The organism is Danxiaibacter flavus (assembly GCF_041060425.1).
GTDB classification, from domain to species: domain Bacteria; phylum Bacteroidota; class Bacteroidia; order Chitinophagales; family Chitinophagaceae; genus Danxiaibacter; species Danxiaibacter flavus.
In genome coordinates this window covers 518,270-536,144 of record NZ_JAULBC010000001.1, presented here as the reverse complement: position 1 = coordinate 536,144, position 17,875 = coordinate 518,270, and the positions used below count along the sequence as shown (strand labels likewise).

Here is a 17,875-nt window from a genome sequence, read left to right as displayed (position 1 = left end):
ACCTGCTATCAGTTTTAAAATTTCGAATGCCAAAAAATTCCTTTCAAAAATGCAACCGATTGCAATATCACGGAAAAACTTACTATATTTACCCATCCCGGTTAAAACAACCGACACTAACAGATTGCAACTGATCCAAAACGAATATTAGCATATGAAAATACTTGTCCGCGGCTACTTAGCGCTGCTGTTACTTTCGACAACAATCGTTTCGCGCGCACAGCAAAATTCTGTGTATGAATTGTGGTACAACAAACCGGCAACAAAATGGGAAGAAGCCTTACCGATTGGTAACGGCAGATTGGGTGCAATGGTATTTGGCAGACCCCCAGACGAGCTGATTCAATTAAATGAAGACAGCTTTTGGGCAGGTGGTCCGTTTAACAATGATAATCCCAAGGCAAAGGATGCGCTGCAAACAGTTCAGCAGCTCATTTTTGAAGGCAAATACAAGGAAGCGGAAACACTTGCCTCAAAAACGTTTGTAGCAGAAAAAATACACGGCATGCCTTATCAGCCTGTAGGAGATGTATTGTTACATTTTCCGGGTCATGAACAATATGAGCCGGCAAAATTCCGTCGTTCTTTGGACGTATCTAAAGCAACTACAACCACAGCCTACGAAGTAAATGGCGTGCACTTTACCCGCGAAATATTCTCGTCATTTATTGATCAGGCAATCGTCATAAGATTAACTGCGGATAAAGCAAACAGTATCAGTTTTACTGCATCCATGAAAACACCTCAACAAGGTGGGGTTAAAGCCAACGGACATGAATTGACGCTATCTGCAATTTCACCTGACCACCAGGGAATAAAGGGCGCTGTGAAAGTCTGTGCAATAACTTCCATTAAAACGGAAGGCGGGTCAATCAACAACAATGATACATCCATTACTGTACAGGGTGCTAATGTGGCAACCATTTATGTATCTGCCGCCACCAACTTCAACAAATACAATGATCTTACTGCCGACGAAATAAGCAGGGCAAAAAAATACCTGGCTAACGCAGAATCAAAGAAATATGAGTCGGCCAAACAAGACCAATCCAATTTCTATAGTAAATACTTCAACAGGGTAGTATTCAATCTCGGAACAACTGATGCTGCAGCATTACCTACAGATGAAAGACTACGCAGGTTTGCGTCAACGTTTGATCCTGCATTGGTTTCTTTATATTTCCAGTTCGGCCGTTACCTGCTTATTTGTAGTTCCCAACCCGGCACTCAACCGGCAAATCTGCAGGGCATATGGAACCCATTGACAAGGCCACCATGGGACAGCAAGTATACAGATAATATCAACCTTGAAATGAACTACTGGCCTGCAGAAGTAACCAATCTCTCTGAATTACACGAACCGTTGGTTAAAATGGTAAAGGATCTCACAGTTACAGGACAAACCACTGCTAAAAGTATGTATGGTGCAAGAGGCTGGGTATTGCATCATAACACGGATTTATGGCGGTTCACTGCGCCTATTGACGGTCCCTGGGGCGTTTGGCCAACAGGCGGTGCGTGGCTCTGTCAGCATATGTGGGAGAAATTTGTTTATAGTGGCGATAAGAAATTTCTAAAAGATATTTATCCATCCATGCAATCTGCCAGTGAATTTTTCCTGGATGTGATGGCGAAAGATCCTCAAAAAGGATGGTGGCTGGTGTCTCCATCTGCTTCACCGGAAAATGCGCATAACGGCATCAACATTTCTGCCGGCACCACAATGGATAACCAGATTGTTTTTGCTTTATTCCACAATACGGTTCAGGCCGCAAAAATTCTTGGCATCAATAACGCCACTACACAAGAAATCAGCAAACGCATTCCTAACCTGCCTCCAATGCAGATTGGCCAGTATAGCCAGCTACAGGAATGGTTTTATGATTGGGATAACCCGGAAGATAAACATAGGCATGTTTCGCATTTGTGGGGTTTATTTCCGGGAAATGAAATATCACCTTATCGCAACGCCGCATTGTTTGAAGCTGCAAGAAATTCATTGATCTATCGCGGAGATGTTTCAACCGGATGGTCGATGGGCTGGAAAGTAAATCTCTGGGCAAGACTTCTCGATGGAGATCATGCGGAGAAATTGATTACAGATCAGCTTACACCAGTTGGAGGAAATAAAGGTGGCGGTGGCACTTATCCCAACTTATTTGATGCACATCCGCCATTCCAGATTGATGGCAATTTTGGATGCACTTCAGGCATTGCAGAAATGTTGTTGCAATCTCATGACGGTGCGCTGCATGTTCTTCCTGCGTTACCATCACAATGGAAAGACGGCGAGATAAAGGGTCTCCGCGCAAGAGGCGGCTTCGAAACAGACATAAAATGGACGAATAACAGCCTTACGCATTTGTCTGTAAAATCGACCCTGGGCGGAAACCTCAGGATCAGAACTTATTACCCGATAAAAGCAACGTCACCATCAATTAAACTAGCAAAAGCAACAGGCAACAACAATAATATCTTTTACAAAACGGCAGACACAAAGGAACCTGTTGTTTCACCGAAAGCATCTTTGAAAGGATTGCAATTAAGACAGGTGTATGAATATGATGTAATGACGGAAGCGGGAAAAACTTATGAATTCGAAGCGGAATAATTGAAAATTGAAAATTGACAATGAATGTGCGAATGGGTAAATGTGCGAATATGCGAATGCATGGATATGAAAGCAATTTTTTTGATTAATAAAATGTGAATGAATGAGGAATGTTTGATAATAGTTTTCTGCTGCACGTTTCACTATTCACCATTCACCATTGACTTTTTTTACCACCAGGAAAACAACCAACTTCATGAAACGGATGAACAAAATGCGCTATCTGTTTGCCGGCCTTATCTGCTGGCAAACTGCGCTAGCACAAGACGGTACGGCAACCGCCAACATTGTCTTTAACGATCTGAGTGATTTTAAAAATGCAGGGGCCAACTGGACAATAGCCGGCGATGCGGCTTGCAATTTCAATCAACCTAACGACATCCAGGCTATTGCCGGCAAAGGATGCGTGGTAGATAAACCGGATAGCAAAAACAATTCACATCTCATTACACAAAAAGAATTTGGCGATGCTGAAGTTGAACTGGATTTTATGATGGCAAAAGGCAGCAACTCCGGCATTTATCTGCAGGGCCGTTATGAAGTGCAACTGTTTGATAGCTGGCAGAAAATTCATCCGACATTTTCAGACTGCGGCGGTGTTTACCAACGTTGGGATGAGAGCAGATCCGGAGACGAAAAGGGCTATGAAGGAACAGCACCTCTAGTTAATGTTAGCCGTGCACCGGGTTTATGGCAACATGTGAAAATCAGGTTCCGCGCGCCGAAGTTTGGTGCTGATGGCAAAAAAATAAGCAATGCCGTTTTTGAAGAAGTATATCTGAATGGCTCATTGGTACAGGAAGAAACTGCCGTAACCGGTCCGACAAGAGCTTCAGCATTCAATGATGAAAAGGCACTCGGCCCTTTAATGTTACAAGGTGATCACGGTCCTGTTGCATTTAAGAACGTACAGATAAGGCCACTACAATCTGCAATGGCACCTGCTAAAAAAAGAAGGTCCATAGACAACCCGATTGTCTACACTCCTTCTTCAAATGAACCGGTATTGCTCAGGAGTTTCTGGCAATATGGCGACACAAAGCTGACCCACGTTATATCAGCAGGTTATCCGGATCAAACAAACTTTGCTTACAATTTGAAAGAAGGTGCTTTGTTACAGGTTTGGAGAGGACCGTTCCTGGATGTTACTGACATGTGGCATGAAAGAGGTGAACCTCAACTGGCAAAGCCGCTGGGCAGCGCAATCACTTTTCCTAATCAGCCTCCTGTAGCGGTATTAACCAGCAATACTGCAGCCTGGCCGGATTCAGTTGCGTTCGATGACTTCAACAATAAAGGCTATAGCCTGGATAAAGAAAGAAATCCAACGTTCAAATACAACTACAATGGCATTAATGTGATGGATAAAATATTCTCTGCTAACGGTGCCGGCTTGACGAGAGAAATAAAAGTAGACAATCCTCCTGCCCAGTTATATTGCAAAATTGCAACAGCTGATAACATTCAGCAGCTCAGCAAAGGATTATATGCTGTCAGCAACAAATCTTATTACCTGCAGATAGATGAAAAATATGCACCGGTAATAAGGCAAACTGCAAAAGGACAGGAAATGCTTGTTCCTGTTAACGCACAAAACAACACCGTTTCTTATTCCATCACCTGGTAATCTACCATCATGACAACGCAACATACATTTAAACATAAAAAAGCTTTGCTGGGCGGACTGTTATTTGCAGCGTGCTTTGGTGCAAAAGCTCAGAACAGCGATACCACGATCACTCAGAAAGAAGAAGATTATTATACCATTCAAACACTGCCCATTCCCGAAAATGTAAAGCTGGAAGTAGGCGGAATGACTTTACTGCCGAACGATGCATTGGCTGTTTCAACACGACATGGAGAGGTTTGGAAAATAAGCAATCCTTACATGAAAAATGGAGGCATGCCACGCTATTCACTGTTTGCAGAGGGCATGCACGAAACGCTTGGGCTCAACTACATCAAAGGGGATCTGTATTTGGCACAAAGGTCCGAGCTGACCAGGCTGAGAGATCTTGACGGTGATGGAAGAGCTGATGAATATGAAACCATTTATTCCTGGCCTTTATCGGGTAACTATCATGAGTATTCTTATGGCCCAAAACTAGATAAAGATGGTAACATGATCCTTACGCTGAACCTTTCCTGGATCGGATATGGCGAAAGCTTAACCAAATGGCGCGGCTGGATGATTAAGATAAGTCCTGAAGGTAAATTCAAACCTTTCGCAACGGGCTTCCGCTCACCTGCGGGCTTTGGGCTGAATAACAGCGGAGATATCTTTTATGCAGAGAACCAGGGTGACTGGGTGGGCTCCGGGAGCATTACCAATGTAGCAGAAGGTGACTTTGTTGGAAATCCCGGTGGTCTTCGTTGGTCCGGCGAACCTAACTCGCCGGTTAGATTAAAAAAGCAGGATATTCCGGATACCGGCGAACCCAAGTATGAAGTAGCTAAACGTGTCCCCGGATTAAAAACACCGGCAGTTTGGTTTCCTCATACCATCTTAGGGATTTCTACATCAGATATTCTTAGCTATGAAGGCGCTGCCAAAATGGGTCCGTTTGAAGGGCAACTTTTTGTTGGTGACCAGGGACAAAGTAAGATCATGCGCGTTTCACTTGAAAAAGTAAAAGGTGTATACCAGGGTGTTGTATTTCCTTTCAGAGAAGGGTTTTCTTCCGGCATTATCCGCATGTGCTGGGGATCTGACGGCAGCATGTTTGTTGGTATGACGGCTCGCGGCTGGGGAGCAACAGGAGGCAAAGAATATGGCCTGCAAAGATTGGTGTGGAACGAAAAAACGCCTTTCGAAATGAAGACCGTAAGCGCCAGGCCTGATGGCTTTGAGATTGAGTTTACACAGCCGGTGGACGAAAAAGCAGCCAAAGATGTTAACTCTTACCAGATCACCAGCTTTACTTACAAGTATCATCATATTTATGGAAGTCCGGTAATTAACCAGGGCGACAGAAAAATAAAAGCGATTGAAGTTTCTCCGGACAAGTTAAAAGTTCGCCTGGTGCTGGATTCCTTAAAGCTTGGTTATATTCATGAAATCAAAACTGAAGGTGTGCGTTCTGCAGAGAAAGTGGCGTTGTTGCATAATACTGGCTATTACACATTGAACAATATTCCTGATGGTGACAACCTGAAGATCACTGCGCAAAACCAGGTAACGCCAGCCATGTCACATCACGATCATATGAATATGGGTTCAGGTGGTACAAGCGGGGCTGTTGTAGCTAAAGCAGTAACTGTGAAACACCTTACAAAGCAACCGGCTGATTGGGGCAAGCCCGACAAAACAATTACTATCGGAACAAAACCCGGTTTGAAGTTCGATACAGACAATATTACGGTTAAAGCCGGCAGCAAAATAAAACTCACATTCAAAAACAGCGATGATATGTTGCACAACATGGTGTTTGTAAAGCCAGGTACTTCCGATAAGGTTGGGCAAATGGCCGTGAACATGGGACTGAACGGAGAAAGATTAAGTTTTGTACCAAATACGCCGAATGTATTGTTTCATACTATACTGTTACATCCTAAAGAGTCTGACACCATCTATTTTACAGCACCGGACAAACCGGGAACTTATCCGTTCCTGTGTAGTTATCCGGGACATTATTTGGTGATGAAGGGGGTAATGAAAGTGGTAGCGGAATAAGAAGTAAGATCTCATCTCATAGAAAAAGCCTTCCCACCGGAAGGCTTTTTTGCATCATATAAAACTAACAACAGCATCAGACTTATTGCAAATTCAATTTCGTTCAGTTAGGGGCTGTCAATATCAAGCGCTCCTAAAATATCACGATCAGATCAATATTCGGGAGACCTCTCCTATCGTGCCAATTACAGATTAAGGCTGTTTTTTCATTGCCGTCTGCTTCAGCTGACGGAAAAATGAAACTAATTGAATATGGCTTTAGCCACGCGATCGATTTTTTGGGCTAAAGCCCGGTTTTAAAGATAATCCACTGTCCGTCAGCTGAAGCAGACGGCAATGAATCGAAGGCAGTCGGCGTGATTGCCAAGAGTACTGTCATACTATTTCAGCTTAACCAAACGACATTGTATTGTCAATTGTCATCACTACCAACTAACTCAAACTCTTTAACCGCAATCTTGCTTTGCTCAGACTGCACGCCTGCAATCTTCAGCCTTACATATCTTGCATTGGTAGTGGTAAATAATACAGGCTTATATTCTTGCCCGGAGCTTTTTACATTTTCAACTTCTGTTTTCCAGTTCTTTCCATCTTCAGAAACCTGCAGTGAATATGTGTACCAGTCACTATCTTTTCCCCACACTATCTTACAACCCTTTAACTTATATTGCCCGCCAAGATCAATTGTCAGTTCAGCAGGAACAATGTTAGCCTCGTCTATCCACACAGTAGAGTAGTCTTCGTCTATTAGTTTTTCTATTCCAGGTAAAAGCTTTTCACTATTCACCTTTAGCATGGAAGGCAGGAGTTTTATCAATTGCGTTTTTTCATTCAGGGCTTCACTCATATTTCCTTCTTTCAAGACTGTATTTTCTTTTTCAATGAGCCAGGCATAATGTTTTCCATCCTGTACAAATTGATCTTCACTTTTAACGGTTGTAACAACTTTTTGAGCAGGCCTTAAAGCATCAGCTGTTGCACTTACCGTTATCTTACCTGCGTGGCTACCTGTACGGATAATGCCATAACCAATACCACCTTCCGTATGTTGCACCGCAATGTTCGCCCTTGCAATATCAGCACCAATCAGTGACCCGGCACCACTCACATTAAGATGAATAGTGTAAGATTCAAGAGCGTTCTTATTTGAAATTAGCGTACCGTTCTTATCACAAATCTTAACGTGGAGCGGTATCATATCAGTCCCATCTCCTACTGGTTTTATTAATTGATCATCAACCTCAATCTCCAGGTGATCTGGCTTACCTGGTGTAGCTATGGTATGTACCGCAACCAGTTTTCCATCAAGATAACCTTCAGCTTTTAGTTCGCCGGTCTCGTATGTTGTCAAATCAAATTTAAAATAAGGACTTCCCCCTTTGGCTGCGATGAACGGTGCAGTAACTGCATTTTCAGAGCGGGTGATTTCTTTGATGAAGTGATTATTCCTGTAAAATTTTACCTTCTCACAATTTGAAAATACAATTACGGAAGAATCTATATCAGGTCTGTTATTGAAACTGGCAATAAAAACCATCGGTCCATAAGCAGGATTACGGGCGTCTTGCATCGCCTTTAATTGGTAATACCCGAATTTTTCATACCTGTCAATATCAACCACTCCACAAAATGCTGTTATGGGATCTGAGCCTCTTGTAACATCATTAAAGCTCCATAAAAAATAACCGGCTATTCTTTCATTGGCATCCAGCTTTGCATGATCCCAGTAACCACCTTCGCTTTCCAGCGGAGTTCCGTTCAGCGCGTTCTGTCTGAGTATACATTGATTAATCAGTCCTTTTTCAGTGTACATTCTCGAAGCCCTCAGACCATTTTCTTTTGCAGGATCGGCAATCCATGTATCTCCCCATTCGCGTGTGATCGAAGGCATTTGCGGCATCGGATCAGAACCATCTTCATTAACTACCTTATAACATACATCATAAAACTTTTTACCATTCGCAAAAAAATCATCTGATGTAAACATCTGATCATTGGGCATTTCTTCATGCGCAATGGCCACCGCCTGCTTAGCCCATGCTGCAGGAGTTGGTGATTCATTCAACGATGTCTCCCACAAAAACACTGAGGGCCTGTTCCGGTCTCTTCTGATCATCTCTCTTATATCGCGGAATGTGCGGCAGATAAAAATTGAATCTTTATTAAAAAACTGCCAGCCTGGTTCACATTCTATCACCAATAAACCCAATTCATCACAAGCATTTAAAAATGCAGGTGATTGTGGGTAGTGCGCAGCTCTCACGGAATTAAATCCTCCTTTTTTTATTTGCAAGGCATCGCGGTATTGCATTGAATTGGATGCAGCATCGCCAATGGTTTGATAGCATTGATGCCTGTTTGCGCCGCGCAGATAGAGCTTCTCTCCATTGATATAAAAGCCATCTGCTTTTCCTGAAGGAGATTTAAAACTGATCGTACGTATCCCGATTGAAGTTGTTTTTTCATCCACCAACTTGTTATCACTATATACCTGCGAAACAAGATGGTACAAATAAGGATGATCCGGATGCCAGAGCGAAGGATTGTTTACAGCAAGGGTTTGAACGAATTCTTTTTCGTCTTGAAAAACATTCGCAGAAACCGCACGAGCCACCTCCCGGTTGGTGTTATCCTTTATTACAGTAACAAGCTTAACTTCCTTCTGTTCTCTCACCTCATTCACTATATGTGTTTTTACATTTACCTCAGCATATTGCCTGCTCACTTTAGGATAAGTAACGAACAAACCACCGCCGGCAATCTTACCAGCCTCAAGCGGATCTGATATGTACAGCTTGTTTGTTGCAACCAGTTTTACGTCGCGATAAATACCACCATAATAATTAAAATCAAGCTTCTCCTGATTTCTTCCGGGTGGTGTTTGCGGATCATTCTCATTGGTAACACGAAGCGCCAAAACATTGTCTCTATCAAATTTTATCTTATTGGTTACATCGACAACAAAGCCCATGTAACCACCATAATGCGTGTATATTTTCTCGCCATTCAAAAACACATCGCAATTCATCTGTACCCCATCAAAACAGATTGTCAGACGTTTGTTTTTGAACGATGCAGGCACAACAAAATATTTGCGATACCAGCCAACTCCCTGGTACACCTCATTACCGCCATTGTGCTTTTTTTCCAGCCTCAGTACATGTGGTACAGATATGGCATACCAGTCTTTATCATTAAAATCAATGGCTTCGGCGTGCTGCAGATCGCCTCTGTAAAAAGCCCAGTTAGCATTAAAGTTTAACACTTTTCTTGCAGCTGAATTTTCATTTTGACTAAATCTATTTTCGCTGTTATTGACTTGTCCAAAAGAAGAAACAAAGTTGAGTGTGCAAAGCACTATAAGTAATATTCTGCTTAAAAGAAAGTAGTGTCTCACTATTTACTATATTATTCATTAACACCGTGAAATCTGAACCAGTTAAAATCTGCATAACCATCCACACCATCTTCTGTCGTGCTAAAATTCAACAAAGCAAAACGGTTGGCAGTCCAATCATATCCCAGTCCCATATTGAGCGTATTGCCAAATGGAATGAATTTCTTTCCGTCAATACTGTAGAAGAAATTTCCTTTAAACCCTTTATCTGTAGCGGTTGCTTTTATCCAGATTTTTTTATGATTGAACCCGGGAATGATATCTACAACAGTTCCATTATTCACCACGACAAGACTATTTGAATTACCTTGTTTTTTGATAGCAATGTATGCGTATGGCGATTGAAAAATTCCAAAGCCGGCAACATTACCATCTTTCAAACCTGTCACATCCATTTCTACCGTTGCTTCTGAATATGGCCCTTGCACTCTTTGTGTAAGGGTGTTGCGCGCGGTTGTTAACTCAGCCGCAAATCCGGCATGCAGGCGCATATAGCCTTTTCTTTCGGTAAGAGACCATTTGGAATTATCGGGATTGTGATTCCATTGCCATTGAAGTCCCAATTGAGACACATTAAACTCATCAGTAGTTGCAGGAATTTTTATTGAAGTTTTATTTCCTTCAATTGGCTTTTTGTAATTCAATACACCTTTACCATTTCCATTTTCGCCAATCATTGGCCAGTTGTCTTTCCAGACAACAGGCTCCAGGTGCGCAACTCTCCCTATTGCTCCCCTATCCTGCATGATCATGAACCACCAACTACTATCTTTCAACTGAACCATGCCGCCCTGATGCAAACCATTATACGGGTATGAGCTTTCATCCTGAACAATTACTTTCTTTTCATAAGGCCCGTAGATGTTCTTACTGCGCAAACACACTTGCCAGCCTTCCGTTCCTCCAGCCGGGCAAGTAATATAGTAATAGCCATTTACCTTATACACATGCGAGCCTTCCATACCATAAGCATTATAAGGAGCAGTTGAACCCTGAGGCTTTTCAATACGCTCACTCCAGATAAGCTTAGCCTGCCCAACAGTTGAACGAACGTCGGCTGCAAGCTCCGTTACATACAATTTTCCCTGGCCGTGCACCACATATACTTTTCCATCGTCATCAAAAAACAATCCCGGGTCATAAAGGTATTCGGGGAATATTGTTCTTGTCCACGGACCTTTGATATCTTTTGAGATACAAATGGAGAAGTTACCTTTTTCTTTGTCCCATGCCGGCGTACAAAATCCAACATAAAACAAACCGTTATGATGCCTGATCGTCGCTGCCCATGAACCACGCAAATACATATTTCCTCCATGCAGGTCATAGCGTGGATCTTCATTGTATCTGTCCACGGCATAGCCCGAAATCTCCCAGTTCACAAGGTCCTTGGAATGTAAAATCGGGCAACCCGGTACATAATGCATGCTGGTTGAAACAAAGTAAAAATCTTCGCCTACACGAATAATATCCGGATCGGGCCAATCGCCCCACAGGATAGGATTTTTGTAAGTACCATCGCCGTTGTCGGGTGTCCATTTTCGAGTCAAACTCTTTTGCTGAGCAACAGTTTTTAGAGATGAAATACACAGAAGAAAAATTACAATTACTTGTATACGTTGTTTATACATACAGGAGTTGTGTAAAATTCAATAAATAAGGGATAGGGCTGCAATGTTTTTTTTAACCTTTTATTTCCGGCAAATACTTTTCGATATGCTTTTTTTTGACAAAGTTATTGAGGGTTGGGATTTGAAGCATTCGTTCTAAAACGAACATTTTTACAGCAATGACTAAATAAAGAAACCGGCCAGAGATGAACTACTTCGGCCGGTTTCTTTAAAATTAGTAGTCTTTATTCTGAATAAGATCTTTATTAATATCAATTTCTTTTTGAGGGATTGGCCACAGGTAATTCTTGTCTTTAAATTCCCTGCTACCTATATTGATATTCGTATTGGGTGTTATTGTAAGCGCTCCGGTAGAAGTATTCACTGTTCCATCAGGACAGCCATATACATTGCCGGACATAGCTGTTGTCGCAATCTTCCAGCGTTGAACGTCATACCAACGCAAACCTTCTCCGGCTAACTCTACTCTTCTTTCTCTCCTTACCAACGTGCGAAGCGATGTTTGATCCGGATACATTGCAGATGTTACGGATGGCATTCCCACCCTGTTTCTTACGGTATTGATGGCATTGTACACGCTCTGATCAATTTGGTTGGCTTCGATCTTGGCTTCAGCATAAGTCAACAGCACTTCGGCGTAACGGATAACAATGAATGTCTGGCCGGTGTTGCTAATATCACCGGAGCCATAACTTGTTCCGTTAAAATCATCCAGATTCTGAATGTATTTTTTAAAGTTGTAGCCTGTTGGAGAAGCGTTATTATTACCACGGGCATCAGGCGAACCTGAACTCAGCGGATCGAAATAAGTGTTCATATAAAAGCTTGCAGGTCTTATAATACTTGCTTCCAATCTTGGGTCCCTATTGCTGTAAGGCTGCGCCGGATTGTAAGATGGATCCTGTTGAATTGTTTTTCCATTAATCGTTTCATATGAATCAATTAATGATTGCGTTGGAGCAACCGAACTCCAGCCTCCGAATGAATTTGGAGCCAGAACAATCAACACCCATGCGCTGTTGGTATTCACCAGGTACTGCGCATCGAGAATCACTTCCCGGTTGTCTGCATTTTGCGGACGGAACATTTCGCCATAATTGGGATAGAGACTGTAGGAGAAAGGCGATGTCATTAACTGTCGCGTTGTTGCAATACACTCAGCATATTTCCCATTGAACAATTCTATCCTTGCTTTTAATGCCAATGCTGCACCGCGTGTAATTCTGCCAATATCGCTACCCGTATAGCTTACCGGCAACGCAGGTGCAATTGCCTGCAATTCTGCAAGTACAAAATCAGTGATCGTAGCTTTTGGTGTTTGCTTAATGCTGTTGGCTTCAGCCGGGCTTATTGCATGTTCCACAAAAGGCACATCACCATAATTCTGGCTCAAAATAAAGTACCGATAGGCTCTCAAAAATCTTGCCTCTGCCTTCATTCTTTCTTTGATCGTTGCATCAATATTTGCGGTTACGTTCTCAATATTATCGAGGAACCAATTACACCTTTGAATGGTTGTGTAATCATATTTGTTTATTCCCGGGTTGCTTGGTGTAGATAATCCGGAAGCAAATGTTTCATATCCTTCCCAGGGAAACTGATCATAAGCGTTATCTGTAATACAGTCATCGTACACAACATTATCGCCATATTCCCAACCGCTATAACAGCCATTTAATGCGGCGAGGGCATCATTCTGCGACTTCCATAAAGTTGTGTTACTATATGCATCTAAAGGCGCTGTATTTAAAAAGTCTTTTTTACAGCCTATGAAAACAGCTGATGCCAAAAGAAATATTATTGTTTTTTTCATCGTTCAAATTTTAGAATGCAACATTTAAACCAATTGAATTAACCATTACCTGCGGATAGCTGTAGATGCTGGCTGAAGAACCAACTTCAGGATCTATCCATTTGTAGAATTTTGTAAACGTCAGAATGTTTTGTCCGCTATAGAAAATTTTCACATTGCTTAAATGTGCCTTAGCAATCCAGCTTTTTGGCAGACTGTACGACAGCATCAAATTTTTCAGACGGATGTATGAAGCATCCTTCACCCAAAATGAAGATGGGTTTGTGTTGGGATCGTTTTGTGTGTATTTATACCAGACTCTTGGAAAAGCGTTAGAAGGATGATCAGGAGTCCACCTGTCGAGGAACACAGAAGTTGGCTTTTGTACATCGGGACCAACCATTCCAATCATATTGCCTCCGGCGGCTTTAACCGCTGCAGCTCCCTGGAAAAACAAGCTAAGCTGGAAGCCTTTATATTCTGCAGTAGCGGTTAAACCGAACGTATATTTTGGAAAATAGGAACCCAGGTACACCCTGTCTTTTGCATCTATAACACCGTCCTTATTTTGATCTTTATACTTTAAATCACCAGGAGCTACTTTTGAATTAAGCACTGCGGATTTGGAAACGTCATCCTGTGACTGATAAATTCCTTCTGCCTGTAAGCCAAATAACGATTTGAAAGGATAACCCACATCATAAAATGTGCCTCCATCAATGAATGGTCCTGCACCTTTAAGATCGGTAACAGTATTCTTTGTATAGGTCACATTACCGTTGAGTGAATAATTCACTTTGCCAATATTATCGGTCCAACCCACATTAAGTTCAAATCCTTTATTCGTCATTGCACCGGCATTCTGGAAAGGAGCACTCAGCGCATAAGGCGCGCCAATCGGCAATACCATTAAAATGTTATCGGTATTCTTATTAAAGACATCGAATGATACGGCCAGTTTGTTTCTAAGGAAAGATGCGTCAATGCCAGCTCCGTAAGTCTCGGTTGTTTCCCACTGAATGTCGGTGTTAGCACCGGTTGTGGGCGCGATGCCTGACACAAGGCTTTGGTTGAAAGAATAAACCTGTCCTGGCGCAACGGTAGAGATAGTTGGATAATTGGAGATCTGCTGATTACCCAGGCGCCCCCATGAAGCCCTTAGCTTTAACTGGTTAATTTTATCTTTCAGGTTATCAAAGAATACCTCTTTCGAAATAACCCATCCGGCAGAAAATGAAGGAAATGTTCCCCATCTTTTACCTTGAGCAAAGCGTGAAGATCCATCCGACCTGACATTTGCTTCAAACAAATACTTATCAGCAAAGTCATAGTTAAACCTGCCAAAAACAGATTGCAATGCCCAATCGTTTGCATATCCTTTTGCAACCTGTCCGTCTGCCGGGGCCGCATTTATCTGTGTGATGGAGTTATTTAAAAAACCCTGGCGATAGGCTGAGAAATTATTATAAACAGAATACTCCTGCGATGCGCCAGCCAACAATCTGAAGTGATGCAAACCAAGATTCTTTTCGTATTCAGCAAGCATCTGCAACAAGGTGTATGTTGTTCTGTCCGTTGTGTTGGTTAAATTATTGGGGCCCTGGTATTTTGTAGATGTTAAAGGCGTTCCTGCCGGCCCACCGCGATAATATTGGATATCACTTACAAATTGTTGTTGCTGCCCTGTTGCCAGCCTGTAGGCAAATGAAGGTCTTAAATGCAGGCCTTTAACCGGCGCATAATCTAATCCAACATTGCCGGTTAACGTATAATTCTGCCATTTATTAAAAGAAGCGGACTCAAGCCAGGCCATAGGAGATCCGTCAGAAACATATCCATAAGCTCCATTCTCCCATTTATAAGGAACGGTATTGGAGACACGATTGATTTGCCTGATAATTTGAGAAAAGCTGGTTGCATAAGTACTCACCGGCTCTTTAAAAGGAGCATACAAATAAGCAAGATTAGCATTAATTGCAAACTTTTTGGTTACCTGTGAATTGATATTGAATCTTACATTGTATTTCTCATACTCTGTCTTGGGCACATTTCCTTTCTGATCAAAATATCCCAGGGAAAACATGTACCTGGTTTTCTCGTCTCCTCCGTTAAGGCTTATATTATTGCTTGTCTGGTAACCTGGCTCTGAATAAAACAGATCTAACCAATCAGTATTAGGATGTGCACCTGTATGGTCAGTACCATCTTTAAACAACTGAATATCCTGGTCGCTCCATTTAGCAGTACCACCTTCATTCACCAGTGCCTCATTGTACAATTGAGCCTGCTGCCATGATGGTAAAAAATCGGGTTTTCTTGTAATTGATTGTACACCTGCATATCCATCATAGCTAATCTGTAAACTTCCTTTCCTACCTTTTTTAGTTGTCACAAGAATTACACCATTGGAAGCTCTTGCTCCGTAGATAGCAGCAGAAGAGGCATCTTTAAGTACTGTAATACTTTCAATATCGTTTGGATTTACTTCACCCAAAGATGCAACCACACCATCCACCACTACCATCGGACCGGCAGCGGCAGGAGAACCACCAAGGCCCGTGCCGACACCCCTGATATTAATAGTACCACCATCTCTTCCCGGCTGGCCATTATTGGTTGTAATAGTTACGCCGGAAAGCTTGCCCTGCAATGCATTTGTAACATTCGTAACAGGACGGTCAGTCAAATCTTTTGCCGACACAGTGGAAACCGCTCCTGTTAAATTCGTTTTCTTTTGTGTGCCATAAGCAACAATAACCACATCCTCAGTTTTTGCAATAACCTGCTTCAAAATAATGTTCACTGTTGTGCTTCCTGATACGCTTACTTCAGCAGTTTCATATCCAACATAAGAAACCTCAAGCACAGCGGAAGCATCCGGCACTGTAAGAGAAAAATCCCCGTTTGCATCTGCCGCAACTCCCCTGCCATCACTCTTCAACTTGATGGAAGCCCCTTCCAAAGGCTTGCCATTTTCATCTCTCACTGTTCCTTTAACAATTACCGAAGCAGCCTGAGGCACCATTTGAACGGCGCTTGTTTGTTGCTCTTTCTTTTGAGGAACAGGCACTACAACAATAGTGTTTTGCGAAATAGTGAAAGTAAAGGGCATGTTTTTAAAACATGTCTTCAACACTTCTGCAACAGGCATATCTTTTACATTGATATCAATCTTACCTGCTTTGCTGATGAGTTCATCTTCATAAAAAAAATGATAGCCAGCCTGTACGTTGATTGATTTAAAAATCTGTTTCAGAGAAGCATTTTTCTCATTGATTGAAACTTTCTGACTGTAGCCTTTTGCATTAACCTGCAAGCTTACAGCCAATAAGAAAAAAATCATGAATCTCATAGTCAGTAGCGTTTTGCTGATTGTTTTCTTTTTTCCTAACCGAAGAAAACAATACGTCTTTGAATCCATAGTTTGTCCTTTGGGTTACATAATAATTGATACTAAAAAAGTGAGCTGATACACGCAAACCGGAGTTATCCGCAAATTCTTTTGCAGAAATACAAGTATTGAAATCTTAGCTTTTGTTTATTCTGTTACAGTAATTTTATCACCTTCTACTTTGAACTTTAAGCCAGCCAACTGCATCACCTTTAAAACTTCCGATACATTATCGCTGCGGCTGAAGATGCCGCTGAAGTGTTTGGTATTGGTTACATTTTCATAAACCACAGTTACATTGTACCACCGTTCCAGCTGCTGCATGATATTTTTTAACGGAAGACTGTTGAAACTAAACAATCCGTTTTTCCATGCAACAACTTCGCTTGCTTCAACATGATCAATCACATTGATCTTACTGTCGCTGTACAACTGCGCCTGCTGGTTTGGCGTAAGCAATGCCGCTGAACCATTATTAAATACTTTTATACTTCCTTCAAGCAGTGTTATATTGGTATGTCCAGCATCACCATAGGCATTTACATTAAAGTGCGTTCCTAACACTTCTGTTCTTGCACCGTTTGTAACTACAATAAATTTCCTGGAGGGATCTTTTGCCACTTCCAAGTATGCTTCTCCCGTTATCTCTACAGTCCGTTCCTTGCCTGTAAATGCAATAGGATATTTAATTGAACTCTCACTGTTTAACCAAACGGCTGTTCCATCCTGCAGGGTGATATTTACAACCTTGCTGCCGCGCGGATTTATGAGTGTATTATTAACTATGACATCTGAAGTTCCGCTATACGCCACGCGACCATCGCCTGTTTTGGTTACGCTCACATTACCCTGAATGGAGATCGATGCCCCGGATATGCTATCCAACGAAATCTTGCTTCCATCATTCATTACAATCACAGCTTTGTTACCCACGGGAGCTTTAACATCCTGAGCTACAGCAGGCACGTGTTTTTTATCAGCATCACTTCCACTGTTGGAAAATAACTGGTAGAGACCAACTCCGACAATCAAAACAACCGAAGCAGCAACCCAAAGCCGTTTCAGTGAGATCATGCTGATTATCTTATTGTTTTTTGAGTTGGATCCGGGTATTTCGGCGCTGAGAATTGACCGAACAATTGATTGCGACACAGGCTCTGACAAAACTTCAGGGGCCTGCGATTCATTCCAGCGTTTTTCTAACAACTCCGCAACCGCTTCATCGTGTTCTGAATTGAGAACAATTTCTGCAAGCTCCTGCATTTCTTGTTCCGTGTGCGTTTTGTTCAAATACTTCTCCAGCAGATAGGCTAATCTTGGCGACATTCAACAACATTTATTACAAGCTTTGTTGAACGAGTCTTCTTATTCAACAATTAA

8 protein-coding genes are annotated in these 17,875 nt (G+C 42.1%); 3 read left to right on the top strand and 5 right to left on the bottom strand.

Features of this window, described 5'->3' with window-relative positions; translation table 11 throughout:
* Positions 1–154 precede the first annotated feature (154 nt).
* From QTN47_RS02040 to QTN47_RS02030, 3 genes are all read left to right on the top strand, one after another.
* Complete coding sequence (locus QTN47_RS02040; RefSeq protein ID WP_369327644.1) at positions 155–2,611, top strand: glycosyl hydrolase family 95 catalytic domain-containing protein; 2,457 nt, start codon at positions 155–157, stop codon at positions 2,609–2,611.
* Between the two features lie 196 nt (positions 2,612–2,807).
* Entirely contained in the window at positions 2,808–4,238 is a 1,431-nt protein-coding gene (locus QTN47_RS02035) for a 3-keto-disaccharide hydrolase (protein ID WP_369327642.1), read from the top strand.
* 9 nt (positions 4,239–4,247) lie between these two features.
* On the top strand, positions 4,248–6,284 hold the full coding sequence (locus QTN47_RS02030; protein ID WP_369327641.1) for a plastocyanin/azurin family copper-binding protein: 2,037 nt from the start codon (positions 4,248–4,250) through the stop codon (positions 6,282–6,284).
* A 412-nt stretch (positions 6,285–6,696) separates the two neighbouring features.
* Here QTN47_RS02030 and QTN47_RS02025 read toward each other — a convergent pair whose 3' ends face one another.
* The 5 genes from QTN47_RS02025 to QTN47_RS02005 form a co-directional block, all read right to left on the bottom strand.
* On the bottom strand, positions 6,697–9,681 hold the full coding sequence (locus QTN47_RS02025; RefSeq protein WP_369327640.1) for a glycoside hydrolase family 2 TIM barrel-domain containing protein: 2,985 nt from the start codon (positions 9,679–9,681) through the stop codon (positions 6,697–6,699).
* A gap of 11 nt (positions 9,682–9,692) precedes the next feature.
* On the bottom strand, positions 9,693–11,312 hold the full coding sequence (locus QTN47_RS02020; RefSeq protein ID WP_369327639.1) for a glycoside hydrolase family 43 protein: 1,620 nt from the start codon (positions 11,310–11,312) through the stop codon (positions 9,693–9,695).
* Positions 11,313–11,526: 214 nt separating this feature from the next.
* Positions 11,527–13,125, bottom strand: coding sequence for a RagB/SusD family nutrient uptake outer membrane protein (locus QTN47_RS02015; RefSeq protein ID WP_369327638.1), 1,599 nt, complete (start codon positions 13,123–13,125; stop codon positions 11,527–11,529).
* A gap of 10 nt (positions 13,126–13,135) precedes the next feature.
* On the bottom strand, positions 13,136–16,456 hold the full coding sequence (locus tag QTN47_RS02010) for a TonB-dependent receptor (RefSeq protein ID WP_369327637.1): 3,321 nt from the start codon (positions 16,454–16,456) through the stop codon (positions 13,136–13,138).
* 186 nt (positions 16,457–16,642) lie between these two features.
* Positions 16,643–17,821: a FecR family protein gene (locus QTN47_RS02005; protein WP_369327636.1), complete on the bottom strand. Its 1,179-nt coding sequence runs from the start codon at positions 17,819–17,821 to the stop codon at positions 16,643–16,645.
* Positions 17,822–17,875: the final 54 nt, after the last annotated feature.

What these genes read in the sequence shown, in the direction of transcription:
- QTN47_RS02035 (WP_369327642.1), top strand. Translation starts at nt 2,808, where the DNA reads ATGAAACGGATGAACAAAATGCGCTATCTGTTTGCCGGCCTTATCTGC.
- QTN47_RS02005 (WP_369327636.1), bottom strand. Translation starts at nt 17,821, where the DNA reads ATGTCGCCAAGATTAGCCTATCTGCTGGAGAAGTATTTGAACAAAACG.
- QTN47_RS02040 (WP_369327644.1), top strand. Translation starts at nt 155, where the DNA reads ATGAAAATACTTGTCCGCGGCTACTTAGCGCTGCTGTTACTTTCGACA.
- QTN47_RS02030 (WP_369327641.1), top strand. Translation starts at nt 4,248, where the DNA reads ATGACAACGCAACATACATTTAAACATAAAAAAGCTTTGCTGGGCGGA.
- QTN47_RS02020 (WP_369327639.1), bottom strand. Translation starts at nt 11,312, where the DNA reads ATGTATAAACAACGTATACAAGTAATTGTAATTTTTCTTCTGTGTATT.
- QTN47_RS02010 (WP_369327637.1), bottom strand. Translation starts at nt 16,456, where the DNA reads ATGAGATTCATGATTTTTTTCTTATTGGCTGTAAGCTTGCAGGTTAAT.
- QTN47_RS02015 (WP_369327638.1), bottom strand. Translation starts at nt 13,125, where the DNA reads ATGAAAAAAACAATAATATTTCTTTTGGCATCAGCTGTTTTCATAGGC.